General features: G+C 41.4%; 27 protein-coding genes. 21 read left to right on the top strand and 6 right to left on the bottom strand.

The annotated features are described in order from the left end of the window. The first annotated feature begins 37 nt into the window (after positions 1 to 37). Genes BB781_RS00665 through ftsY form a run of 6 tightly spaced genes read left to right on the top strand, consistent with a single transcriptional unit; the run spans position 38 to position 2955 of the window. Positions 38 to 193: a 50S ribosomal protein L39e gene (locus BB781_RS00665; protein ID WP_094226573.1), complete on the top strand. Its 156-nt coding sequence runs from the start codon at positions 38 to 40 to the stop codon at positions 191 to 193. A 13-nt stretch (positions 194 to 206) separates the two neighbouring features. After that, on the top strand, positions 207 to 473 hold the full coding sequence (locus tag BB781_RS00660) for a 50S ribosomal protein L31e (protein ID WP_094226572.1): 267 nt from the start codon (positions 207 to 209) through the stop codon (positions 471 to 473). Between the two features lie 39 nt (positions 474 to 512). Continuing rightward, positions 513 to 1166: a translation initiation factor IF-6 gene (locus BB781_RS00655; RefSeq protein WP_094226571.1), complete on the top strand. Its 654-nt coding sequence runs from the start codon at positions 513 to 515 to the stop codon at positions 1164 to 1166. A gap of 18 nt (positions 1167 to 1184) precedes the next feature. Beyond that, the gene (gene rpl18a / locus BB781_RS00650; RefSeq protein ID WP_094226570.1) at positions 1185 to 1361 is read left to right on the top strand and encodes a 50S ribosomal protein L18Ae; all 177 of its coding nucleotides are present in this window, start codon (positions 1185 to 1187) and stop codon (positions 1359 to 1361) included. A gap of 3 nt (positions 1362 to 1364) precedes the next feature. Beyond that, on the top strand, positions 1365 to 1802 hold the full coding sequence (pfdA, locus tag BB781_RS00645) for a prefoldin subunit alpha (RefSeq protein ID WP_094226569.1): 438 nt from the start codon (positions 1365 to 1367) through the stop codon (positions 1800 to 1802). A 40-nt stretch (positions 1803 to 1842) separates the two neighbouring features. Beyond that, positions 1843 to 2955, top strand: a complete 1113-nt coding sequence (gene ftsY, locus BB781_RS00640) for a signal recognition particle-docking protein FtsY (protein ID WP_094226568.1) — start codon at positions 1843 to 1845, stop codon at positions 2953 to 2955. Between the two features lie 42 nt (positions 2956 to 2997). Here ftsY and trpA read toward each other — a convergent pair whose 3' ends face one another. The 4 genes from trpA to BB781_RS00620 all read right to left on the bottom strand — a co-directional run bounded on the left by trpA (position 2998) and on the right by BB781_RS00620 (position 6744). Next, positions 2998 to 3774: a tryptophan synthase subunit alpha gene (trpA, locus tag BB781_RS00635; RefSeq protein WP_094226567.1), complete on the bottom strand. Its 777-nt coding sequence runs from the start codon at positions 3772 to 3774 to the stop codon at positions 2998 to 3000. Further along, positions 3771 to 4994 (bottom strand): tryptophan synthase subunit beta, encoded by a 1224-nt coding sequence (gene trpB, locus BB781_RS00630; protein ID WP_094226566.1) that lies wholly within the window; start codon positions 4992 to 4994, stop codon positions 3771 to 3773. Before trpB ends, trpA begins: the two co-directional genes overlap by 4 nt. 20 nt (positions 4995 to 5014) lie before the next feature. After that, entirely contained in the window at positions 5015 to 5815 is an 801-nt protein-coding gene (locus BB781_RS00625) for an indole-3-glycerol-phosphate synthase (protein ID WP_094226565.1), read from the bottom strand. Between the two features lie 122 nt (positions 5816 to 5937). Then, on the bottom strand, positions 5938 to 6744 hold the full coding sequence (locus BB781_RS00620) for a hypothetical protein (RefSeq protein ID WP_094226564.1): 807 nt from the start codon (positions 6742 to 6744) through the stop codon (positions 5938 to 5940). 162 nt (positions 6745 to 6906) lie between these two features. Between BB781_RS00620 and BB781_RS00615 the strand changes: the two genes are divergently transcribed. Together BB781_RS00615 and BB781_RS00610 are read left to right on the top strand one after the other, a co-directional pair. After that, positions 6907 to 7677 (top strand): archaellin/type IV pilin N-terminal domain-containing protein, encoded by a 771-nt coding sequence (locus BB781_RS00615; RefSeq protein ID WP_094226563.1) that lies wholly within the window; start codon positions 6907 to 6909, stop codon positions 7675 to 7677. 50 nt (positions 7678 to 7727) lie between these two features. Further along, entirely contained in the window at positions 7728 to 8510 is a 783-nt protein-coding gene (locus BB781_RS00610) for an archaellin/type IV pilin N-terminal domain-containing protein (protein ID WP_094226562.1), read from the top strand. 452 nt (positions 8511 to 8962) lie between these two features. Here BB781_RS00610 and BB781_RS00605 read toward each other — a convergent pair whose 3' ends face one another. Continuing rightward, positions 8963 to 9325: a hypothetical protein gene (locus BB781_RS00605; RefSeq protein WP_094226561.1), complete on the bottom strand. Its 363-nt coding sequence runs from the start codon at positions 9323 to 9325 to the stop codon at positions 8963 to 8965. Next, positions 9318 to 10124, bottom strand: a complete 807-nt coding sequence (locus BB781_RS00600) for a hypothetical protein (RefSeq protein WP_094226560.1) — start codon at positions 10122 to 10124, stop codon at positions 9318 to 9320. The genes BB781_RS00605 and BB781_RS00600 overlap by 8 nt, the downstream gene beginning before the upstream one ends. 163 nt (positions 10125 to 10287) lie before the next feature. On the opposite strand from BB781_RS00600, the gene BB781_RS00595 reads away from it, so the two are divergent. The 13 genes from BB781_RS00595 to BB781_RS00535 all read left to right on the top strand — a co-directional run bounded on the left by BB781_RS00595 (position 10288) and on the right by BB781_RS00535 (position 23215). Then, positions 10288 to 11046 (top strand): archaellin/type IV pilin N-terminal domain-containing protein, encoded by a 759-nt coding sequence (locus BB781_RS00595; RefSeq protein WP_094226559.1) that lies wholly within the window; start codon positions 10288 to 10290, stop codon positions 11044 to 11046. A 58-nt stretch (positions 11047 to 11104) separates the two neighbouring features. Further along, positions 11105 to 11893, top strand: coding sequence for an archaellin/type IV pilin N-terminal domain-containing protein (locus tag BB781_RS00590; RefSeq protein WP_094226558.1), 789 nt, complete (start codon positions 11105 to 11107; stop codon positions 11891 to 11893). Positions 11894 to 11926: 33 nt separating this feature from the next. Further along, positions 11927 to 12667: a hypothetical protein gene (locus BB781_RS00585; protein ID WP_129582592.1), complete on the top strand. Its 741-nt coding sequence runs from the start codon at positions 11927 to 11929 to the stop codon at positions 12665 to 12667. 38 nt (positions 12668 to 12705) lie between these two features. Next, positions 12706 to 13656, top strand: a complete 951-nt coding sequence (locus BB781_RS00580; protein ID WP_094226556.1) for a hypothetical protein — start codon at positions 12706 to 12708, stop codon at positions 13654 to 13656. A gap of 18 nt (positions 13657 to 13674) precedes the next feature. Further along, the gene (locus BB781_RS00575; protein ID WP_094226555.1) at positions 13675 to 15630 is read left to right on the top strand and encodes a histone deacetylase family protein; all 1956 of its coding nucleotides are present in this window, start codon (positions 13675 to 13677) and stop codon (positions 15628 to 15630) included. Continuing rightward, on the top strand, positions 15630 to 16706 hold the full coding sequence (locus BB781_RS00570) for a histone deacetylase family protein (protein ID WP_094226554.1): 1077 nt from the start codon (positions 15630 to 15632) through the stop codon (positions 16704 to 16706). Before BB781_RS00575 ends, BB781_RS00570 begins: the two co-directional genes overlap by 1 nt. A gap of 15 nt (positions 16707 to 16721) precedes the next feature. Next, positions 16722 to 17600 carry a hypothetical protein gene (locus tag BB781_RS00565; RefSeq protein WP_094226553.1) on the top strand — a complete coding sequence of 293 codons (879 nt, stop codon included), beginning with the start codon at positions 16722 to 16724 and terminating at the stop codon, positions 17598 to 17600. 229 nt (positions 17601 to 17829) lie between these two features. Next, positions 17830 to 18417 carry a hypothetical protein gene (locus BB781_RS00560; RefSeq protein WP_094226552.1) on the top strand — a complete coding sequence of 196 codons (588 nt, stop codon included), beginning with the start codon at positions 17830 to 17832 and terminating at the stop codon, positions 18415 to 18417. 34 nt (positions 18418 to 18451) lie between these two features. Continuing rightward, the gene (locus BB781_RS00555) at positions 18452 to 19366 is read left to right on the top strand and encodes a hypothetical protein (RefSeq protein WP_094226551.1); all 915 of its coding nucleotides are present in this window, start codon (positions 18452 to 18454) and stop codon (positions 19364 to 19366) included. Positions 19367 to 19373: 7 nt separating this feature from the next. After that, positions 19374 to 19721 (top strand): hypothetical protein, encoded by a 348-nt coding sequence (locus BB781_RS00550; RefSeq protein WP_207205223.1) that lies wholly within the window; start codon positions 19374 to 19376, stop codon positions 19719 to 19721. Beyond that, complete coding sequence (locus BB781_RS00545; protein WP_094226550.1) at positions 19718 to 20788, top strand: RAD55 family ATPase; 1071 nt, start codon at positions 19718 to 19720, stop codon at positions 20786 to 20788. The genes BB781_RS00550 and BB781_RS00545 overlap by 4 nt, the downstream gene beginning before the upstream one ends. Before the next feature lie 19 nt (positions 20789 to 20807). Next, a complete protein-coding gene (locus tag BB781_RS00540) occupies positions 20808 to 21578 on the top strand; it encodes a hypothetical protein (RefSeq protein WP_094226635.1) in 771 nt (256 codons plus the stop codon). A gap of 14 nt (positions 21579 to 21592) precedes the next feature. Further along, positions 21593 to 23215 carry a hypothetical protein gene (locus tag BB781_RS00535; RefSeq protein WP_094226549.1) on the top strand — a complete coding sequence of 541 codons (1623 nt, stop codon included), beginning with the start codon at positions 21593 to 21595 and terminating at the stop codon, positions 23213 to 23215. Positions 23216 to 23222 lie beyond the last annotated feature (7 nt).

Below are 23222 nucleotides of genomic sequence, written 5' to 3'. Positions count from 1 at the left end.
ACCTTAATACATATCAATCATAGCATAGGTGAGACAAGTGAGTCACAATACTAAAGGACAGAAGACCCGGTTGGCAAAAGCACACAGGCAGAACCAGAGAGTTCCTACCTGGGTTATCATAAAGACCGGCCGCAAGGTTGTAAGCCATCCAAAGAGAAGGCACTGGAGAAGAAGCAATCTCGATGTGAAATAAGTAGGTGATGATAATGGCAGAAGGCATAGTAAAAGAACAGATATACACAATTCCTCTTCGTGAAGTGAAGGAAGCTCCTCGCTGGAAGAGATCCAAGAAGGCTTTAAGCGTTATCCGGGAATACCTTACAAAACACATGAAGGTTGAACCTGATATGGTCAAGATAGACAAGACCATAAATGAGAAAGTATGGGAACGTGGTTCAGAGAAGCCACCTTTGTCCATTCGTGTAAGGGCTGCAAAGTTCGAGGATGGCGAAGTTCAGGCAGAACTCGCATAACGGTCCCCGGGCATCATTTCAGTTCATAGATCGTATATAATGATAAGAACTATAACTATTCAGGAAAGCCCCGTAATAGGGGCTTTTGCAACGTGTACGGAAAACATAGCTTTGGTACCGCTAGGCACACTGGAAAAGACCCGGGATACTCTAGGTCAATTGCTACAGGTAGATGTAGTAGAAATCCTTGTAAATGGAGGCACCATAGTGGGTTCACTTTGTCGTGGAAATTCCAATGCAATACTTGTTCCAAGGGATGCCCACATAAGAGGACAGGAGCAAATTGATACTCCTATCTTTGAATTACCGGGCAGACTAAATGCATTGGGAAATGTTGTATTGGCCAATGACTCAGCTGCGCTGGTGCATCCGGAACTTAGTGACAGATCCATCGAAACAATAGAAAAAGCCCTGAAGGTTGATGTCAGGCGCGGTACGATCGGTGGTATCAAAACTGTGGGAATGGCCGGGGTAGCAACCAATAAAGGGCTGCTTGTAAATCCACGTGCAACAAGTTCAGAACTGGAGTTTATTGAAGAGCTCTTTGGACTTCCGGTAGCTATGGGTACTACAAATTATGGTACGCAAATGGTTGGCTCCGGGCTGATCGCTAATTCCAGAGGTTACGTTGCAGGTTCGCAGACAACAGGTCATGAACTGGGAAGAATTGAAGATGCCCTGGGTTTTTTGTAATAATAGCAGGTGATTTAAATGAAGACATTTCAAGTCAAAGGCACATTTAAGGCCGGAGTAGCATGGGAAAGGTTTACAAAGGTCCTTGAGAGTCAGAATGAGAAGAATGCACTTGATAAAGTGTACTCCCTCTTTGGCAGCAAGCATGGTCTAAAAAGGAACTTTGTCAAGATTGAAAGTATTAACGAGGCATAATCCATGGCCGATATGAATGGACAGGATCCAAGAGTGCTTTTAAATCAGCACCGTGAATTCCAAAGACGTGCTGAAATGATGCAACAGCAAATGGGCATGGTCCAGCTCTCAGTGGAGGATTGCAGCAGAGCCCTGAATATCATTGAAGAACTCAACAATGTTTCAATGGGTTCTGAAATGATGTTCCCTATTGGTTCCGGTTCATTTGTATATGCCAATATCAGTCACACTGATAAGGTAGTTGTTGATATCGGGGCAGGGGTAAGTGTTGAAACGCCCATTGCGGATGCAAAAGATATTTTGCAGCGTCGTAAGGGAAGGCTTGCAGCAGCTCTTGAGAATATGAACAATACCCTGCTTCAATTAGGTCAGCAGATGCAGACCATTGAATCTTTCCTCTCCAGGCAGCAGCAGGCTCAGGGGAAAGTAGGTTCCCAGTGAACCTTTTATTCTATTTTTAAAAAATTACGAGTTGGATCAAGTGTTCAATAAGCTTAAGGCAAAACTTAGTGGCTTCAAGGAAAAGATCGGAACCCGGATCGATGAGAAAGCAGTTGCTATAGAGCCAGTTGAAGAGCCAGTTGAAGTTGCGGATTTTTTACAAACTCCGTCTGTTTCAGTTTCTCCTGTGCAGACAACCGTTGAAAGTGAAAAGTCTGTCCATGAAAAGACACCCGTCAGCAATGAAACCCAAAATAACAAGAAGATTGGTTTTGCCCAGAAAGCAAAGGCTCTTGTTTTCGAAAGGGAATTCATTCTTGATGATGATGATCTTGAAGAACCTTTATGGGAACTTGAAATGGCTCTTCTTGAAAGCGATATAGCTCTTACTGTATCCGAAGCTATCGTTGACTCGGTCAGGAAACAGCTTGTTGGCACAAGACGCCGCATTGGCAGTAATACTGGTAATATCGTTGAAGATGCACTCAAAAAAGCTATTTATGATGTGATGAGTGCCAATGTCTTTGATTTTGATGAATATGTTAAAAATGCCAAAAAACCAGTACACATTGTTTTTGTCGGTATAAACGGTACAGGAAAAACAACGTCTATTGCTAAGCTGGCAAAACGTTTCAAGGATCAGGGCTTGTCTGTGGTAGTTGCAGCAGGCGATACGTTCAGGGCAGGGGCTATAGATCAGTTGGCCATACATGCCGGTAAGATTGGCGTAAAGATCATCAAACACCAGGAGCAAGGCGATCCGGCTGCCGTCATCTATGACGCAATACAGCATGCAAAGGCTAACAGGGTCGATGTGGTACTATCAGATACTGCAGGCAGGATGCATACGAATATTAACCTTATGGAGCAGTTGAAAAAAGTATGTCGTGTAAGTCCTCCTGATCTTCTTATCTTTGTTGATGAGGCAGTTGCAGGCAATGATGCAGTGGAACGGGCAGCCCAGTTCAATGGTGCTGTCCCAATACATGGTTCCATTCTCACAAAAACAGATGCTGATGCAAAAGGTGGTGCAGCCATCTCAATTGCATACATCACAGGTAAGCCGATATTATTCCTTGGAATGGGGCAGGGGTATGATGACCTGCGCAAATTCGATCCAAAATGGTTTGTAGATCAGATATTTGCAGAATGATCTTCCCATTCCTTTCTTTTTCATTTTCTTTTATAGTATGGTCTATTCCCTGCAACTCTCCTTGAGCTTTGATGCAAGTTTTTCTATCCTCTCGTTAACATCGCTCCCAGAAGCGATGATATTCACAAACGCAGAGCCAACAATGACTGCGTCAGCCCCTGCTTTAATTACTTCAGCAGCCTGCTGTTTATTTGATATCCCAAAACCAACTGCCTTTGGAACGTCCGTGTGAATACGCTCAAGTATGTTCTTTGTGGAATCTGCTACATCAACTCTTTCTCCAGTGACTCCAAGTCTTGAAACAATGTAGACAAAACCGGATGTCCTGCCAATTGTATTTTTTATCCTCGATTCTGTAGTTACAGGAGTAATGAGGAATATAAGGTCAACACCATTTTTCCTACAGGCAGCATGCAGCTCATCGGATTCCTCTGCCGGAAGGTCAGGTACAATAATCCCGGTGATTCCCGACTCTGCACAATCCTTAGCATACTTTTCGATTCCCCTCTTATATATCAGGTTGTAATATGTCATACAGACAAGGGGCACGTTTTCTTTAATAGAAGCAGCCATCTCAAAATATAGGTCCGGGTTCATACCCGCTGCCAGTGCTCTGGTGGATGCAGCCTGTATTGTCGGGCCATCGGCAACAGGATCGGAAAATGGGAGTCCCAGCTCGATTATATCCGCGCCACCTTTAACCAGTGCATGAACTATCTCTTTTGTAGCTTCTATTGAAGGGTCACCTGCACACACATAAGCAATAAGGGCTTTCTCCCTCTTGTTCTCCAGCTCAGCGAATTTATCTGCTATTCTCACAGGCAAGCCTCCTTTCCTTCTGTTGCCTCTTTTTTTTCTCCTTCTTCCTTCAATCTGAACACAGCCTCAAGATCTTTGTCTCCCCTTCCTGAAAGATTGATGACCACAAGGTCTCCAAGTTCCCCAGTTTTTGCCATCTTCATCACATAGGCTATTGCATGGGATGATTCCAGTGCAGGGATGATACCTTCAAGCAGGCTAAGCTCATAGAACGCCTCAAGTGCTTCATCGTCGCTCACATTGCACGGTTTTACCCTGCCAATATCTGCAAAGTGGGCAAGTTCAGGTCCAACGCCGGAATAATCAAGACCAGCAGAGACTGAGCTTGATTCAAGGATCTGTCCATACTTGTCCTGAAGTATACGTGTATGTGCTCCCTGAAGTATTCCGTCCTCGCCAACACAGAGTGAAGCAGAATGCAATGCCTCTTTCTCTGTTGTTTTTAGTCCCTTACCACCTGCTTCTACAGGGAATAGTCTGACTTCTTTATCTTCAATAAAAGGATAGAATATGCCCATTGCATTGCTCCCTCCGCCTGCGCAGGCAACAATGGAATCAGGATAACGTCCTTCTTTCTCCATGATCTGTTCTTTGACCTCTTTTCCGATAACACTTTGGAAATCACGTACGATCATAGGATAGGGATGTGGACCAACAACAGAACCGATGAGGTAGTGTGTGTTCTCCACATTAGTGACCCAGTCCCTTAGTGCCTCATTGATTGCATCCTTAAGGGTCATTGAACCAGATTTCACGGCATGGACCTTACAGCCCATAAGTTCCATCCTGTAGACATTCATGTGCTGGCGGATGACATCTTTTGCACCCATGTACACCTCTGACCTAAACCCCATATTGGCAGATGCCATAGCAGTTGCAGTACCATGTTGTCCGGCACCTGTCTCTGCAATGATGCGCTCTTTTCCCATGTACTTTGCCAGAAGTGCTTGTCCAAGGGTATTATTCAATTTATGGGCACCACCATGCACAAGATCCTCTCTCTTAAGGTATATCTTTATACCATATTTTTTACTCAAATTCTTTGCAAAATACAGTGGTGTTTCCCTGCCTGCAAATTCCTTCATATAGTAATCAAGTTCTGCAAGGAATTCCGGATCATTCTTATAACGTTCATAAGCTTCTTCAAGTTCTGCAAGTGCCGGCATCAATACCTCGGGAACGAACTGTCCTCCATATTTGCCATACATTGATCTTTTCATAATCTTCTCCGTCTCTTTAATTAATCAAGTGCATCAATAAGTTCCTTTGTTTTCGCGTAGACATCGCTGCTTTTGATAATAGAAGTGCCTACAAGCACTGCGTCTGCTCCTGCTTTTATCACTTTTCTGATATCTTCTGTGCTATGCATCCCACTTTCGCTGATTATGGTGTGGTGTGAGTTGTTATCTTTATCAAATTCCTTTATAACGGGGGCGAGATTGAGGGTGGTGTTCAGGTCGATATCCAGAGTAATAAGGTCACGGTTATTGATGCCAATAAGCCTTGCTTTTGTGTTGAGGGCTTCTTTAAGTTCTTCCTCATTATGGATCTCAACAAGCGGTTCAAATCCGTTCGATATAGCCATATCAACCATTTCATTAAGATTATCTTCGAGTATACCTGCTATCAGTAACATAAGGTCACTTTCTATCTCATTGAACTGGGCTTTGTCAATTATAAAGTCCTTGCGTAATACAGGCAGGGAAACTGTTTTTCTTACAGCTTCCAGATTACTGAGTGAACCGTGGAAAAACTCGGGTTCGGTAAGTACGGATATTGCAACAGCACCCGCCCTTTCCATCTCATGTGCTATCATTGCAGCATCATTGGGCTGTATGTCTTTTAATTTCTTTCCGGGTGAAGAAGGTTTGATTTCTGCTATGACAGCTACTTTGTTCTGAGATTTTTTTTCGTTTATGGCGGTGATAATATCTCTTTTCTCAGCTATTTTTTTTATTTTATTTTTGAGCTCGCAATTATGTCCTATTTCTTGAATTCTTTTTTCAGTAGAAGTTAATATATTGTATATGACTGAGTGCATCTAATAACCACTTTTGTTCTTTAATGTACAAAAATGTACATGAACAATATTCTATTTAAAAATATCGGTATGTGCTATTATTTTGGGTACTACCGTATGGAATTTCTATGGGCAGAGTTCTATTAAGGGTTTCCACTTTTATCTTTCAAAAAGAACTCTATGTCAGGATCTGCATAATCCTTATACTGGATGCTGTTCGTTTGTTTCTGAATACCTAATTTTTCCTGGACTGTAATTGGTGGGAAATACGCAAGGTATGCAAGCACTGTACCTATAAATACAAATATCCTTGCAAACATCTGCATAACATCTATTATTGCTATCATGTCTGTGAGCATGAAATCAAAAACAAATGATATGGCAACTAATGGAAGCGCTGTTCTGTAACGTATCCTTTTTGGCATCCTCTGCAACAGTATGAGTAGCAATAACCCCAATATCATTGAGGTAGGTATCACAAAAAGGCCCATAAGGTACAAGTTTATGGCTGCATCACTGTTGATCATGAATATTGAGCCCCATTCTGTCACGACTGGTCCTACTATTCCACTATTATACAGAAAAGCAAGATAAGCCGCTCCTATTAGGGTGAATACCAGTGCTATATACTCTCCTATCCTGATACTGCCTGTTATCACATATATAATGAAAAAAACCAGAGGGACTGATACAAAGGCAAACGGGATTGCTGTTATAAAATAAAGGACAGCATCGATCTCCTGATTACCTACATAGGCAGCAAACATCCTCAACGCTGTTGGCAGATATGTCAATCCTACAATGGTCCAGAAAATTATAAGTGAAAAAAGTGCAGGTTTGCTATTTTCTTTATATCTCTCCTTGTGCCGGGAAAGCACCCAGGCAAATGCAAGGGATGATAATGTGATTGCAAAACATATAGTACCATTTAACAGGAGTCCCGGATTCATCTCTGCCTCAGGGATGTATTAGATTTATTTTATTTATATATTTTCATTGTGCAAGTGTTACTAGTTTGCCGTTTGATATTTCCAACCAAATGGTATTTATATTATTTATTACTATAATAGTAATATATCCAAAAATATACGGATATAAGAGGAGGATCGTACATGAAAGCAAATAGATCATTTAATTTAAAGAAAAATACCAGGGCTCAGGTGGGTATTGGTACTCTTATCATATTCATTGCCATGGTGCTTGTTGCAGCAGTTGCTGCTGCAGTACTTATTCAGACATCTGGTATACTGCAACAAAAAGCGCAGTCAACCGGTAAGCAGTCAACCCAGGAAGTATCATCCAACCTGATGATCAAGAACATAGAAGGAGTACGTTCAACGGACGGTGCTTCTAATACATCTGCTACCATCGACATGCTCAAGCTCTCGGTAGGCCTTAACGTCGGAAGTTCACCTGTTGACGTCAATCAGGTAGTTATCTCCATCACAGATGGTACTATTGCACATAATCTTGTATATGCAGGTAACTCCAAGACATATGGCCAGATGACTGGTTTTGATGATGCAGATGCTACTGTCAATTTGAAGGCATTACTGACTACTTCTGCAGCTCCAACAAAATATTATTCTGTAGATAGGATACGTGATGAAGATCAGTCATTCTCCCAGGCAAATCCTGTGATGAACACTGGTGACCTTATTATTGTGTACCTTGCAACAACATCCGCCGCTGCAAATAGTGCTGCTTATGATTATATGGGTTCCCTTGATGCAAATGCAACCTTGGTATCTTCACAACTGAACCTTGTTCCAAGGACTATGGTGAACATCGTAATGACTCCTGAATCAGGTGCAGCCACCATTGCTGAATTCGTAACACCTTCCTCATACGGTGTCAAGGAGACCGTACAACTGTATCCATAAAATTGAGGCATGTACGATCTGTCTGTACATGTTTTTAAGGGGAAGGTATTATGAAAGCAAACAACAAAATGTATCTCAGGAAGAATACGCGCGCCCAGGTGGGTATTGGTACTCTTATCATCTTCATTGCCATGGTCCTGGTTGCTGCTGTCGCAGCGGCTGTACTTATACAGACATCCGGTATCCTGCAACAGAAAGCACAGGCTACTGGTAAGCAGTCAACTCAGGAAGTATCGTCCAACCTGATGATCAAGAACATTGAGGGTGTCCGTGCAAAGAACAGTGCTAGTGACATAGCAGGCAATATATCTCTGCTGAAACTCAACGTGGGCCTGAATGTTGGAAGTTCGCCTGTCGATGTGAACCAGGTTGTTATTTCCATAACCGATGGTACCACGACCAATAATCTGATATACGCGAATAATGCCAAAACTCATACCAATGCGATGGCAGATTTCTCGACATCAGCTACTGCATCTACAAATCTGGAAAAGCTGCTGACGTCTAATCAGAGTACTCCTGGTGCTAATGCGAAGTACTTCTTCACTGCGGAAAAGATACGCGATGAAGATAGTTCTTTCACACAGGAAAAGCCAATTCTGAATACGGGTGACCTGGTGACGCTCTACATATCCACCGTTGCCTCTGGTGACACAGGCTTTGCAAATGTAGGTTCCCTAACCACTACTGGATTAAAGGACAGTGGTCTTGTTGTCGGACCCAGATCTACAGTGAGCCTTGTATTAACTCCTGAAGCAGGTGCTGCAACAATCGCGGATTTCGTAACCCCATCTTCATACGGGATCAAAGAGAACGTACAACTTTATCCATAAGGTGATTTTCACCTTTTTCTTTCTTTTTTGCAAAGTTCACAGGATATTCTGTATAACGTATTTTACTATTATATCTCTTGTAGGTTAGCGTTTCAAAGTCCGATACGGTCTTCTTCAAAGCAGATAAAAATAACTTAGAACGATTTGGATTCTTATTCTGGTGTGAAGGTCAGATAATTTTCCCCTCATATCAGTGTTCTTTGAACATGGGTTCTACTATTATCTTAATGCAATATCGATCCAATTTGAAGATATGGTCATCTTCTGTAAGCACATCCACTAAATGCTTTTGCCGGATAAATGAATTAAGGTCCTTTCACAGATTTCCATAAGGGGTTAATAGTCCGTAAATTCTCCTTTGAATGCGGATCTTCAAAGTTCCTAAAACGAATGTAATAGAGTTATACAAAAGAGATGCAAATGAAAAGTATTGGGCTGTTCCGGATGGATTTTTAGGGCATTCTTTCTATTATCTCGCCCATCCTCTTGTTCTTCTTATAGAATGTTGTCGTGTCCTTGAGGAAATTAGATGCTGTCATACCTTTGTCAGTAATAATATAGCCGCCTCTTTTTACCTTCTCGGCCAGGCCTTCAAGCTGGAAGATAGTTTTCATCTTGCTTCCGATGCTCCCCTTGTCTGCGAACATATCTGTATATTCACGTATCTCTGAGAACTCTGTGATCCTGCCTTCGTTCTTACCAAGGACTTTGAGTATCAGCCTGTATTGTATATCTCCAGGTCCCTGATGTATGCCAAGTGATTGGTAGAATTCAGCAACTTCCTGCTCCAGTTTGACATCGATATCTTCAGACATTGATATCACTCCCCTCTACACCGTCCTCGTCATAGTCTTCTTCTTCCTCTTTTTCGCAGAGGATGTACTCATATTTTTTAATCCCGAGTTTTTCCTGCAGGGTCATTGGGGGGAAGTATGCAAGGAAAGCCTGTACTGTGCCAATGAGAACAAATATCCTGGCTGCAAGCTGCATAGTATCATCAAGTGTGATCATGTCTGTAAGCATGAAATCAAAGACAAATGAGATTGCTACCAGGGGCAATGCGGTCCTGTAGCGCAGCCTCTTTGGCATACGCTGGAGGAAGATAAGGAAAAGCAGTCCTATTATCATTGCAGTAGGTATTACAAAAAGTCCTATCAGATAGATGTTAATTGCGATATCGCTGTTGATAGTGAAAAGGGAAGTAAGGGGTGTGATAGTGGGGCCAATGACTCCGCTGGAATAGAATAATGCCAGGTAGGCCGCACCAAACAGGACAAAAAGTAACGAGATATAACTGCTGATCTTCTGGTCTCCTATAATTACATACAGGATAAAAAAGACCAATGGCACGGCAACGAAAGAGAAAGGCACTGAAGCTATATAATACATGATCAGGTCCAGTTGCTGGTTGTCCATGTACGCTGCAATCATCCGTACTGTTGTAGGCAAATATGTCAGGCCAACAAGCGACCATAAAGCTATAAGGGACCAGAGCGCAGGTCTACTTTTGTTGTTGTGTTGCGAATCGCTTTGGGCAAGTACCCATGCAAAAGCAAATGAAGATATGGTTATTGCAAAACAGATAGTTGCATTTAACAGTAACCCTGCGCTCATTTCTTAACCTCATACAGTATTTTTATTTATTATTATATATTAATAATCTAATAGTACAAAAAGATAATGTTTGTTGTTTGACATTTCCAACCAAATATTATATATATCTATATTATATATAATTTACATATCCAAAAATATCTGGATAATAGGAGGATTGTACATGAAAGCAAACAAAGCGTTTAATTTAAAGAAAAATACCAGGGCCCAGGTGGGTATAGGTACTCTTATCATATTCATCGCCATGGTGCTCGTTGCTGCAGTTGCTGCAGCAGTACTCATTCAGACATCCGGCATACTGCAACAGAAAGCCCAGTCAACCGGTAAGCAGTCAACTCAGGAAGTATCATCCAACCTGATGATCAAGAATATAGAAGGCGTACGTGCAAAAACCGGCGCAAGTCTGTCATCTACTATTGACCTGCTCAAGCTGCAGGTAGCTCTCAACGTAGGAAGTTCTCCTGTTGACGTGAACCAGGTAGTTATATCAATAACAGATGGTAGTATTGCACATAATCTTGTCTATGGAGGCAACACTAAATCATATGGGGCGATGACTGGTTTTTCAGGTAGTAATGAATCTGCAGATAATTTGGAAGCATTGTTAACTCAAAGTACCAACCCTACTAAATTCTATACCGTCGATAGAATCCGTGATGAAGATTCTTCTTTTTCGCAGGGTAACCCCGTGATGAACACAGGTGATCTTATTGTGGTATACATCTCAACAACATCTTCCACAGGCGCTGCCCTCACCGAGATTGGGTCAACATCAGGAGATCTCCAAACCTCAAACCTGTCACTTGTTCCAAGGACTCTGGTGAACATTGTGCTGACACCTGAATCTGGTGCAGCCACTGTTGCTGAGTTTGTAACTCCCTCATCATATGGCGTCAAGGAAAATGTACAGCTGTATCCGTGATGTAATTCATGATGTGTAGATTACTGCACATCATTTTATTTACACGGAGATGGTTTCAATGGAGACAAACACAAAAATCAGAATGTTCACTGATACTGGGGCTCAGGTGGGTATAGGTACTCTTATTATATTCATCGCCATGGTGCTAATTGCTGCGGTAGCCGCTTCTGTGCTTATACAGACATCCGGCATTCTCCAGCAACAAGCCCAGTCAACCGGTAAACAGGCAACCCAGGAAGTTTCATCTAACCTGGTCGTCAAGAATATAGAGGGTATCCGGGCAAAGAACAATGTTACTGATATGGCAGGCAATATCTCTCTGATGAAGATACGGGTTGGTTTGAATGTCGGGAGTTCTCCTGTAGACCTTAACCAATTGATAGTTACCGTCTCAGATGGCTCTAACACCAACGACCTGCTTTACGCGAACAACGACCGGACCCATGATTACAAGATGACCAATTTCTCTTCAGATGCCACTGCCGCAAGTGCTAATCTGGAGGCTTTGCTTAAAGGCACACAGACAACACCCGGTCACAATGCAAAGTATTTCTTCACAGTACAGAAGATCAGGGACGAGGACATGTCATTCACCCAGGGCAATCCTATTATGAACACAGGGGACCTTGCGATCGTCTATGTGTCCACTGTCTCGGGCAGTGATCTTTCATTTGCTACTATAGGCGAAACAAACACCGCAGGTGGTCAGCAGGATTCTAGTCTTAACATCGGGCCACGTACAAGTGTAACAATAGTACTTACACCAGAATCAGGTGCAATGACAATGGCAACATTTTTGACTCCGTCGTCGTATGGTACAAGAGAAGCAGTCCAGCTCTATCCATGAGGGGGACTGTTTTTATATTTTATGAGGGATGATATGAGCAAAAGAACTATTCTTATACTTTTTATTTTATTATTCTGCTGTTTTGCTGCAAAGGCTTCAGCAGATGTTTCATTTACTAATGACATCGAAATGCATGAGAGATCTATAACATTCACGATACATGAAACATATACCCTTGAAGATGCGCTGGATTTCAGAGGGGATCTGGATACAGACGATAGTGGAGATGTCAATACTTCAGAGGTCGAAGTATTCAGGGAAAGCTATCTATTAAACCGAAAGGCACAGTTATTAGAATATATTATAATAGATAATAACTCACTACCGTTGGAAATCGATTCTATTGAGCTTCAGTTTGAAGGTGCAGAAGGTCTGGTGGATACTTCTCAGTTGAATGTGACAATAATAGTACTATATGATATGAGTTCAACAATTTCCAATGGAGCGCATAATGTATGGGTACTCGGTCATCCGCTCATCGACAACATGAGGTTCATTCTTCCCTCGGGCATGGAATTAGTCTCATATGATGGACTTGATGATGTCTCACAGTCTGTACAGGATGGGCGTGTAGTGATCACGGGTGTAAGTGGCATACGTTCCTTTATGATGGAGGACAGGCCTGCATTTGAATACGCCGCATATGTCACAATGCAGAAAAAGCCCATTTATAAAAGCAGCTTCTTCCTGCCCCTTCTGGTTACAATTGAGGTCATACTTGCGTCAATAGCATTATATATAATTAGAACGAATAAAATAAATAAATCTCAATAAAAATATTCTCTAATCACTTATCGATTTACGGTGCTCATATGAAACACAGGTCATCCTACATCATTTGTTTCCTTGTCCTTGCGGCAGCTATCTTTCATAGTGGTTGTATTGCCAAATCCCCAGAAGAATCAGTCCAATCAACGGTTATGGATTTTTTGACTGCTGTCAACGAAGACGATCCTGGTTTGGCTTTTTCTCTGTATACAGGTAAGGACTTCCTTGCGCCTGCAAGCATCACAATGATATTTAAGAATAAAGGCATAGGGCCGGGAAGTATCACCGAAGTTAATATTGTTTCCCATGAGATAGTCGATAATCTTGCTATAGTAAATGTTGAATGTCCCATAGCAACACTTGACCTTTCCGGAAATGTAAAAGCTACAACTGTTGTACCTATTTATTTCAGGTTGCAGGACAGTGAGCTAGGCTGGATCATAACAAGGGTCTCATTCAATTCAGAGTTGTCATTTGAAAATGCTGAGTTGGTCAACATTGAAGTGGAAAGCACTTCAATTGATGTAATTGTTGATAATGCACCGATTATATCTGTGTTTGCTTTTGTGATGCTTGGTACAGGTTTTTATCTGGATAAGAAAGACAAAGCTAAGAAAAAAAATAATAATCGGACAATAGATGTTTCAGGTGCAGTTCCTTTGCAAAAAGAAGCCATAGCGCAATACATAAGGTTCGTCCCGGCCCAACAGATAACTGCCGGTAAGGTCACAGGTGTGGATGTATGGGTAAAAAATTTCACACAGCAACCGTATAATAATTTTGCAGTCAAGGCCAAATTTGCAAATTCCTTAGAAGTTGAGAATATAAATCTCTTCTTTGACAACATTGCTCCAGGTGAAACTGTAAAAAGAACCTGGGTGCTGACACCTAAATTGACAGGCTGGGCGTCTATAGAGGAGCCAACTGTGATATTTGAATATGGTGTTTCAAAATACATAGGCGTACTTGATCCTGTGTGGCTGCAGGTTCAATGATATTTGCGGGTGGTATTGATGTCATCAGATAATAACAGAGCAGGAGATACTTCAAAGCAGATATCTCCGGATATTATGAAAAAACTGAATGAAGCATTTTCATCTTATCTTGATGGAAAGCAATCTACCGGCACTACTGATGATCTATCAGAAAAGGATTCCCTCATTGAGTTGGTACAGTCAGGTATCATTGAAAAACAGAGTATGCAAGTTCAGGAAACAAAAACTAATCAAGAAGTGGAAATCGCCGATATTTCCAAAAAAGATTTCATTGACCATACAGATAAAAAACAAGACGGTCCTGAAGATGTCGATGAACCCAGCGGTAATAATGTTACTACTATAGTTCCGGATGTCCTTTCCGGAGTTTTTGATGATGTTGCATATCAATCAGTTGAAATTGAGATAGAGGATATGGGGGACCCTGCTGAAATCAAAGCAGATATGCGTTATTCAGAAGCCGTATCTGCGATTCTCAAAAAGATTCCTAAAAACTCAGATTTCTTTTCTGTAGATCCAAGTAATAGTAATGTACATGAGTTTCCTTTGCCGGCAAAGGATAAAATAATCTTAAATGAACAGGGAACTCTTCCGGAGTTGAAAGGAACATCATCTAATGATGTTGTGGTTGATCCAAGTACTGCTGTAATGAAAACACAGGAACCAGTAAAATCAGAACCAAAGAAGCAATTTAGTGGGATTGATAAATTCAAAACAGCCCATTCCTCTCTGGTGTCATCTCACAAAGGAGCTACTAAAGAAACAATACCTGAAAAAATTGATAAACCTCTGCAAGTCCGGAGTACTCTCTCCAGTTCATCATCTTCTGCCATTTCGGATATGGGGAAACAGAAAGTTTCAACGTTTATAAAAGAAAACATTCCCAGTTCACCTGTAAATATTGCCTTCCTTTATAGCAAGGATCATATAAAGCATGATGCTGCATCACTGTCCATTAATACACATGAAAAACCGGAACGTCTTATTAAAGCTATGTGGTATCTGGAAAAGAGTAAGGTTTTCAATGACGGTACATGTACATTGATAGATGACTTCGGAATGGCGGATGAAGCTGATCTTTTAAGGGTCCATGATGGATCATATATTTCTTTTGTCCGCTCCTATGCATATGCCGGAGGAGGGTTTTTAGGCGACAGTACCTATATGACGCCAAGTTCCTATGACATTGCAAAGATGGCTGCAGGTGCTGCGATAAAAGCAGGTGATCTGCTGATTGAACAGAAATTCTCTCATGCTTTTGTGCTTGCACGTCCTCCGGGTCATCATGCCAGTTCCCAGAAGTACGGAGGCTTTTGTCTGTTCAACAATGCAGCAGTTCTTGCAAGACATCTGCAGCGTCGCAGGAATGTAGGAAGGGTACTGATAATTGACTGGGATGCTCATGCTGGTGATGGTACAATGGAGATATTTTATGAAGATCCGACTGTCATGTTCATATCCCTCCACAGGGACCCGCATGGTTTCTATCCCCGTAAAGGCTTTAGTACACAGATAGGGGAAAACGCAGGCAAAGGGTATACTATGAATGTTGAGATGCCAGAGGGTGCAGGTAATGATGAATACATGCTGGCGTTTGACGAGGTAGTTGTTCCACTGGTTGGTCATTTTGCTCCGGAATTCATAATATTCAGCTGCGGTTTTGATGCATATTACCAGGAAAAGAATATCGGGCTGACCCTGGATTCAGAAGGTTATCACCAGATGACTTCAAAGATACGTTCTGTATTCCATGGGCCAATGGTTTTTCTGATGGAAGGTGGTTATCATGATTTCAATGGTCAGCTATGCCATAGTGTGCTTAGCTCTCTTCACGGGAAGCCCAATCCGGTCAGTGACCGCCAGGGAATTTCCAGTTATAAAATGAATCTGCAAAAGCAGATATTTGCTGATACTCAGAAAAAGATAGCTGAGTCCAAAAAGAATAGTCCTATACTTTCCTTGCAGGTGTCCTGATGATCCCTGTTGGAATAACCTTTAATGAGAATCATTACTTGCATGACTCTTTTCTTAATGGTTTTCCAAGTCCTGAAAACCCATCCCGTATAAGGAATATACTTGAATACCTTGCGAACAGTGATCTTGTAACTGGCATTCATTATCATATTTATGCATCAGAGCCAGCTTCTGTAAGGGATATACTGCGTGTTCACACGGTTAAGTATATTAAATTTATAAAGTCCTGTGTAAAAGACCCCCGATCAAGTCCTGGTAAGGATGTATATGTATGTCCTTCTTCTTATGAAGTCCTCTTGCAGGCGGTGGGGTGTGTACTGAACGCAGGAATTCTTGTTGCCACGGGTAAGTGCAAACATTCTTTTGCCCTGATACGTCCTCCTGGGCATCATGCAGGACCCGATGCTTCCAGTGGATTTTGTCTTTTCAATAACTCTGGCATACTTGCCAGGTATCTCCAGGAAGTACACGGCTTTGAGCGAATTGCGATCTTAAATATCGATGCTCATGCTTCTGATGGGACATATGCTGTATTTGAGACTGATCCAAGCGTCCTTTGCATATCTGTCCACCAGGACCAGTCCACTCTTTATCCGTACAAGGGTTTTATCCGGGATATTGGTGCAAGGCCTGCACTTGGCTATTGTATAAATATGGAAATGCCTCCGGAATCCGGTAATCCTGAATATGGTATATTCTATGATGAAGTGGTAGAAAAAGTACTTACAAAGTTCGATCCCCAGATAGTTATCCTTGAATGTGGTTTTGATGCTTACTATAAGGAGTCTCTGACCAAACTGAACCTAACAATCGATGGTTACTATCGAATTATATTTAAACTTGCAAGTAAATGGAACATTGTAACTTTGCTGGAAGGTGGTTATCACGAAGATCTTGGTCTGCTTACGTCCGTTGTACTGCGTGCATTGACAGGCGAAAGCAACATTAAGGATGAAGTAGACCAGATAGACCTGCTTGCTTCAAGGCATGCCAAAACCAGAAAAGACTTCAACAATAGTTTGTCCCTTCTGAAAATGAGGCTGGAACCATACTGGGGCTTGTGGACCCGAACTTAACAGGTAGTTGATCAAATGTTTGAACTTGCAAGAACTGAAGATGGTATATCTTTTTGTAAACTTGAGCATGCTTTTGAGCTGGACAAGTTGAAGATAGGTGAGTTCAGCTATTTCAGAAAATATCTTGGTATGGCAGATTATTTTTCAAATTTTAACAGCTGGCTTAAAAGACCTACGGTGGAATTAGTGCTGGCAATATCAGGTAATACTGTTGTCGGATGGTCCATGAATGAAAAATGGAGTTGTTCTTCAGTTGATGGAAAACCTGTGTATGTGCTGCGTGGTATTGAGGTATCTCCGCAGCTTGCAAGGAGGGGTATGGGAAAAAATATGTTTTTCCTTATATCCCGCATACTTCTTGGTCACATAATAACAAAGCCTGTGAACAAGACTGCAAAGATGTTTTTTGAATCTCTCAATTTTGTAGAACCGCCTGTAAATTCTCCGGTTAATCTCAGTAATTATCCCGGTTATCTCATATTGGAAGATAATAAGAAGGAATTGCTATCTTTTGAAGGCATTTCTTTACTTGAAGAAAACATCAGATCATGCAGGATGAAGATATTCCCGAAGGAATCAGGTATTGAGGCTATGAATAAGTGTACTAGGACACCAACATTAACTGAATCTGTTGTTATTGATACTACTGTTGCTGCCGAAGATAAAAATGATTTTCCGGTTCTATCTCAGAATAAAGAGGCTGCTGACCCAAAGGGTCCTGTGGTATTTGATGGTAAGTTTGTCGGGGAGCAAAAAATGATGTCTCCCTGCAAATGCGGACATTCTATAGTATATAAATATCAAGTCATAGGTAAAAAGAAAGGTACTGCTTTTATTTGTGCAAACTGCCATATTGAACGGTATTTCCTTCCCCTTAAAAAGCCATTCACATAAGAAATCAGAGGATATTTCTTTATTCTTCATTCCAATTAATTGTTTTCAATACGTACTTTCTAAGTTTGATCTAGAAACTGTTTTTATTTGAAAGCCATATTTATATATTTTTAAAAAACAAAATTATGTTATTTTTATTGTTCAACAGAAGAGTATTAATATAGTCAATACAATATTAACTATAATTATAATACTAGATATATAATTTATTAGTATGGGGTCTTTCCAAATGGCTCAAGAGCAGGGTATCGCAAAAGTAGATTTAACTTATATTTATAAAGCAGTGATGATGGGTAATTCCCTGTATTCCGATAATTGGGAAAAGGGTGTTCTATATCTTACCAACTTGAACCTGTGGTTCTCCGAAGGAGGAGGATGGATAACAATACCTCTAAAAAGCATTACAATGGTAGGCAGAGAGGTCACTGATCCTATCCGGATGAAAGCACAGAGGACTATCGGTACTTCACATGTACTCATGATAGATTATCTTCAGCCATCATCTGTCGTAGAAGGAGCAACAGCTTCAGCCACTGCATTATTGGCAGGCAATGAAGCCGTTATCAATACGTTAAAGACCTATCTTCAGCCAATGTGTGGCACACCTCCGAAAAAACAATCGCTTACTGATGTTGATAAAAAGCTTCTTTACATGCTTTACACAGGTGTAAATGATTTACAGAAGCTGGTTTTCTTCATAGGTGTTGATAACGACACACTGACTAACAGTTTTAAGAGTCTGAGGGAGCAGAATTTGTGTGACACTTCAGGAACACTTACAGAACAGGGTCAAAAGCAAATAAGGGAGATGATGTGAGATGAATCCGATCACCAAAAAGGAGGCATTGTAAATGGCAGATCCTGGCCTTCCTCCTTTCATGACAGCCTCTGCCGGAGGTCCTCCTTCGATATCAGATGGTAGTTTTGCACAGTCTATGGGCGCTTTTGGTGCACTGCTCAAATTACAGCAGAACATCAGCGAAAGGTTCCCTAAAGTAAAAGTTCCATGGAGTGGGACCAGGGAATTCCTCAAGGCAAGTACAATTGAGGCGATAAGAGCCACTTCACTTTATCGTTTCCATATGGAAATGTTCCGGGAAATCGGTCTCGGTAACATGCAATTGATCTCATATGCTCCAATGCATTACATTTTTGCAGTTCCCAACAACCCTGTGTGTAATTTCTATCCGGCACTCAACAACCAGAAAGTGTGTGTAGCTACAACAGATGCCCTTCACAGGTTCTTTAGAGAGGATCTTGAACTTGAGTGTTCAGTTGAAGAGATCGAATGTATCAAAAATGGCAATTCTGCGTGCAAATTCAAAGTGGACCTCCAGCCTATATCCGCATACCAGGTGATGCTGGATGAGTATGATAAGATGATACTCTCAGGTGTCAGGCCACCGGTCGATGATAATGAATTAAAGGACAGGGTACGGGCATTGACCGTATACAAATTACTGGAAAACGGCCGTTTATCAGAAATAGGCACTGCTTACATGCAATTTGCAAGTACAATAAAAGTCGATGAAAAGAAATTCGATCCTCCGTGGAAACTTAAAGAAGAACTTTCTTCAATTGCTGCCACGCACAATACTTTTGGCGGTGCTTTTGGCGCAATGGCCAAAACAGTACAGTCAGAGCAAAACGTAGGAGTTGTACCTCCTGCACCTGTTGTCTCCGAGGAGACTAAAAAACTGCAGGAAGAAGCCAAAAAGACCGATAGTTTTGCCGAACTTCTTGCAAAAATGAAAAAAAATCAGTAGGGATATGATGTCAGGTTACAGATCAGTTTCATTAAATAATCACCTGGGAGAGTTCATAGGTGAATTTGTCAGGGTGATCACGGATAACTCACACTACAGGGGCGAGTGTGTAAGGATAGACCAAAAGAGCAACAATGTCCTTTTGAAAAATGTTGTTAAAAAGAATGATACCGGATGGGTTGATGTTAGCGATAGTATGTTGATAATAGGGCATGCTATTGAGTCGGTATATATAGAAAAGAGTTTTCCATTTGACAGTAATGAATCTCTTATACTTAAGATCGAGGATGGCTCCCTGCTTCCAGATTCAGATCATAAAATAAAGGACCTCGGATTTCTGGAGGTGCTGAGATGAGTAGTGAGAGGAGAATACCAACCGGGATCGCAGGTCTTGACAGGGTCATTGAAGGCGGAGTACGTGATAATACGACTCTTCTGGTTGTTGGTTCAAGTGGTACCGGAAAATCTACTTTTGCAATGCAATACCTGAATTATGGTCTTGAGCATGGTGAAAATGGACTCTACATAAGTATGGAAGAGCCTCCGGAACAGATCATGCGTGAAGCAAAGATGCTTGGTTTTAATCTTGATGAGTACTATGGCAAGGAGCTGTTCTTTTTCCATTCAAAAGGTAGGGATTTTGTAAAGCTTGTAGATGAGCAACTCCCAGCGCTTGTGGAAGCTAATAAAAACTATGCAGTAAAGACCCGCGTTATAATTGATCCTTTAACTCCCCTTATATGGGCTGTACAGGACAAGCAGGAACAGCGTGAGATTATCACAAAGCTGTTCTATACTTTAAAACAGCTTGGTCCTGTCCTTATTACAACTGAAGAACATTCTACACCCGGGGAGACTGTTGGTGAGGATGTGCTGATTCCAATTTACATGTCAGATGGTGCTGTCCACCTTACTTACAGGCCAATTGGAGGTGCTTTTAACAGGGCTCTTGAAATCATAAAGATGCGTGCCACAAGGCATGGTGAAGAGGTATATCCGTACATATTTGTGCGTGGTGTCGGCGTTGTTGTAAGGACCACTCCGTTGGTCTCTGCTGAAGATGTACGCAAATATGATGATATCTTTGACAAAGCTATAAGAACGGCCGCAGATCTTGGAGCCAACGAAAAGATGCTTGATCGCCTTGTTTACGTTAAGGAGAACTGGTCATATCCATTCTCTCCGAAGGAAACACTCCAGATATTCTTCGAATCCCAGGGTCTTAATGATGCATTGACAAAAGAGGATCTTGTAAGACGAAAAGAAGCTACTCTCTCTTCGGAAGTTCCATTGGATGTCAGTGATATCTCCGGTGTAACCATGAATGTTGACAATATTGAGCTGGATGATGTTTCATCTTCAGATGATGAAGGCCTTATAGAGATCGACAATTTAAGTGAACTGGAAGAATTTGTCCAGTGACTGCATGAGGTGGGTTGACGTGTCAATTAAAAAAACAAAAGATGACCTTGAGGATGTTTCTCTTCTGAAGTTTGCTCTGGTCGCACAGCTGAAAAGGACACACCAATCCAGTGATGTGGATGTGCTTTTGTTTGCAGGTGCAGATGGAAGGATATATGCATCCTACATACCGGATAGTATCGGCCCTAAAATATTTGAGCTTACAAACCTTATCAGCCATAACCTGCTTCATGTGAGCCAGCAGCTTGCAATGGGACTTAAAGAATCTGTCATCGAATATGACTTCGGTACTGTCATTTTCTCTTCGGTTGGTCGTGGAGCGCTTTTAATCTCCCTTTTCACGGGAAAGGTCGATCTGTCAGCAAACATGGATAAGATAACCATTGCAAGACATGTGATACAACATATCTTTGAACAGCGTCCCATGTCTGCAGAGCAGTTAGCAAGCTATCCTCCGGAAGTAGCTGATGAGTTGCGTATATTGTCTAAAATAGTTTTCAATGAAATGTACACCCAGTCTTCGGAGTACAAAAAGAACATGGAACTTCTTGCTGATATAAAAGAGAAGATCACCGGTGTCATGGGCAGGGGAGAGGTTGAACAGGTGCTTGCAATGGCTTTCAATGAGATTGCCTCATCTCCAAAATGGATGACCGAAGACCTGTGGCCTTTGCTTGTTGAAATGATCATAAGGGATCAGATACGTCCTCTGCATGGTGATTATGTGGCAGATATCTGTGAGGCTGAATGGATACCGGATATAAAACACAAACTTGAGTCTTTCGTATGATGTGGTGATCTGTTATGAATGATGAAATATGTGTCTTAAATCCCTCTGATCAAGGAGACCATGTCTATGGAGGCAAAGAAGCAATGAAAACAGACGATCATGCAATTATGCCTAATGATGTCGTTCTAAACACAGATGTGGATGGACTGGTTGATACTAATGACTTTGGAGTTTCCTCTGATATTTCCCATGAATCTGTTTTCCAGGAAACAGATGAAGATGTGTTGTCCAGGTTAAAAGAAGCTGAAGCACTCAATGATGAACTTCAGTCCCGGTTATTTGCATTTGAGGAAAGGTTCACGGAGCTTCAGACAAAGATGAATGAAGTTCTGGATTCAAACGGAAGTTTATTATCTTCTATAGAAAATAATCTTCACACAAGGGCGGATGAGGCCGAGTTAAAACAGCTCAAAAAGGATTTTGCTCAATTTTCCAAGAGACTGAAACGTGTTGTCCAGGCAGAAGATTCAATAAATGCCGAATCTCTGGATGCTACAAAGGTTCCGCCGGATGTCCTTGAGATCACTTATGCAAAGACTTTGAATGATATTTATAACGCCATGCTTGGTGTGTATGGCGACAGAGATTCTGCTGAAATGGTGGAAGAGGCCAGGGAGAGTGTACGCCAGTTCAGTGCAGGAGTCGATTTTTTCAGATTTGAGAACGATTCTTTCATAATAAGAGGTCTCTCTGATGCCATATCTTCCAAAATAGTTTCTGTAAAGCAGATACATGGGACCTATATAGAATTGTTCAAAATACTTTTCCAGCATGTTCCAAATTATAATTCACAGGATTTCCGCTCATTTGTTGAAACAGGAAGCCGGGAATACACTATTAAAAAAGTGGTGTTACATGAGCATTCCATTGATAAGATAGTTGCTGATATTAGTGTATTCCAGAATGAATTGTCCAATATTACAGAAAATGTCAGTTTTATAGCTGAACTGCAAAACAACCAGCTTGAGGATGCCACTTCAAAATCACAGGAACTCATTGATATAAGGGAACAGATGAAAAGTATAGCAAAAGCTGTTAATCTGCATACAAGAGCGATTAATAAGCTGAACAAAAATCTGGTCGAATTCCGGAATTCTACCCTTGCAGAAAATCATGTATCTGAGTTTACTGAGGCTCCTGATCTGTCAAGGATCGAAGAAATGGTTGGTTCAAAAGCCAGCAGAGAGGATATAATAGCTATATCCGGTGAGATGGAATCTTTCAAAGCCAGTGTGGAAAATATGCTTGCTTCCATACAGCAACAAGTTCAGGAAAATATACTCACCTCTCAACAGCAGCAGCTTCAGGAGAATGTGTTCAACTCTCGGGATATAATGGAAACGGGTTATGATCTTTCAGTAGTGCAGGAAGAACCATATCATCTAAATGTTACAGAAGAGCAAAAACCCAGGCGATTTTCAGATATCCCGATAGAAGATGTCATTACCGGGCAGCTCTTGATTCTTGGTTCTGCGACCCTTAAACAGCTTGAGAAACAGATCAATGAAAATGGAGTTTCAATTGATTTTGAAAAACTTTCCCTTGTAATGTCATATCTGGAACAGGAACAACTCGTTAGTTCAACTAAAAAAGGAAGATATACTTTCTACTCTGTTGCAGATCCAGTTAATGTTTGAAATATTA

It is taken from the genome of Methanolobus psychrotolerans (genome assembly GCF_002243045.1).
In the GTDB taxonomy this organism is placed as follows: domain Archaea; phylum Halobacteriota; class Methanosarcinia; order Methanosarcinales; family Methanosarcinaceae; genus Methanolobus; species Methanolobus psychrotolerans.
Note: the sequence above shows the minus strand (reverse complement) of the source record. Positions and strands in the feature narration are given on the sequence as shown.

Bases quoted from the DNA above. Each gene is read 5' to 3' on its own strand.
- BB781_RS00660 (WP_094226572.1), top strand. From the start codon at position 207: ATGGCAGAAGGCATAGTAAAAGAACAGATATACACAATTCCTCTTCGT.
- BB781_RS00655 (WP_094226571.1), top strand. From the start codon at position 513: ATGATAAGAACTATAACTATTCAGGAAAGCCCCGTAATAGGGGCTTTT.
- rpl18a (WP_094226570.1), top strand. From the start codon at position 1,185: ATGAAGACATTTCAAGTCAAAGGCACATTTAAGGCCGGAGTAGCATGG.
- pfdA (WP_094226569.1), top strand. From the start codon at position 1,365: ATGGCCGATATGAATGGACAGGATCCAAGAGTGCTTTTAAATCAGCAC.
- trpB (WP_094226566.1), bottom strand. From the start codon at position 4,994: ATGAAAAGATCAATGTATGGCAAATATGGAGGACAGTTCGTTCCCGAG.
- BB781_RS00625 (WP_094226565.1), bottom strand. From the start codon at position 5,815: ATGCACTCAGTCATATACAATATATTAACTTCTACTGAAAAAAGAATT.
- BB781_RS00620 (WP_094226564.1), bottom strand. From the start codon at position 6,744: ATGAATCCGGGACTCCTGTTAAATGGTACTATATGTTTTGCAATCACA.
- BB781_RS00615 (WP_094226563.1), top strand. From the start codon at position 6,907: ATGAAAGCAAATAGATCATTTAATTTAAAGAAAAATACCAGGGCTCAG.
- BB781_RS00610 (WP_094226562.1), top strand. From the start codon at position 7,728: ATGAAAGCAAACAACAAAATGTATCTCAGGAAGAATACGCGCGCCCAG.
- BB781_RS00605 (WP_094226561.1), bottom strand. From the start codon at position 9,325: ATGTCTGAAGATATCGATGTCAAACTGGAGCAGGAAGTTGCTGAATTC.
- BB781_RS00600 (WP_094226560.1), bottom strand. From the start codon at position 10,124: ATGAGCGCAGGGTTACTGTTAAATGCAACTATCTGTTTTGCAATAACC.
- BB781_RS00595 (WP_094226559.1), top strand. From the start codon at position 10,288: ATGAAAGCAAACAAAGCGTTTAATTTAAAGAAAAATACCAGGGCCCAG.
- BB781_RS00590 (WP_094226558.1), top strand. From the start codon at position 11,105: ATGGAGACAAACACAAAAATCAGAATGTTCACTGATACTGGGGCTCAG.
- BB781_RS00585 (WP_129582592.1), top strand. From the start codon at position 11,927: ATGAGCAAAAGAACTATTCTTATACTTTTTATTTTATTATTCTGCTGT.
- BB781_RS00580 (WP_094226556.1), top strand. From the start codon at position 12,706: ATGAAACACAGGTCATCCTACATCATTTGTTTCCTTGTCCTTGCGGCA.
- BB781_RS00575 (WP_094226555.1), top strand. From the start codon at position 13,675: ATGTCATCAGATAATAACAGAGCAGGAGATACTTCAAAGCAGATATCT.
- BB781_RS00570 (WP_094226554.1), top strand. From the start codon at position 15,630: ATGATCCCTGTTGGAATAACCTTTAATGAGAATCATTACTTGCATGAC.
- BB781_RS00565 (WP_094226553.1), top strand. From the start codon at position 16,722: ATGTTTGAACTTGCAAGAACTGAAGATGGTATATCTTTTTGTAAACTT.
- BB781_RS00560 (WP_094226552.1), top strand. From the start codon at position 17,830: ATGGCTCAAGAGCAGGGTATCGCAAAAGTAGATTTAACTTATATTTAT.
- BB781_RS00555 (WP_094226551.1), top strand. From the start codon at position 18,452: ATGGCAGATCCTGGCCTTCCTCCTTTCATGACAGCCTCTGCCGGAGGT.
- BB781_RS00550 (WP_207205223.1), top strand. From the start codon at position 19,374: ATGTCAGGTTACAGATCAGTTTCATTAAATAATCACCTGGGAGAGTTC.
- BB781_RS00545 (WP_094226550.1), top strand. From the start codon at position 19,718: ATGAGTAGTGAGAGGAGAATACCAACCGGGATCGCAGGTCTTGACAGG.
- BB781_RS00535 (WP_094226549.1), top strand. From the start codon at position 21,593: ATGAATGATGAAATATGTGTCTTAAATCCCTCTGATCAAGGAGACCAT.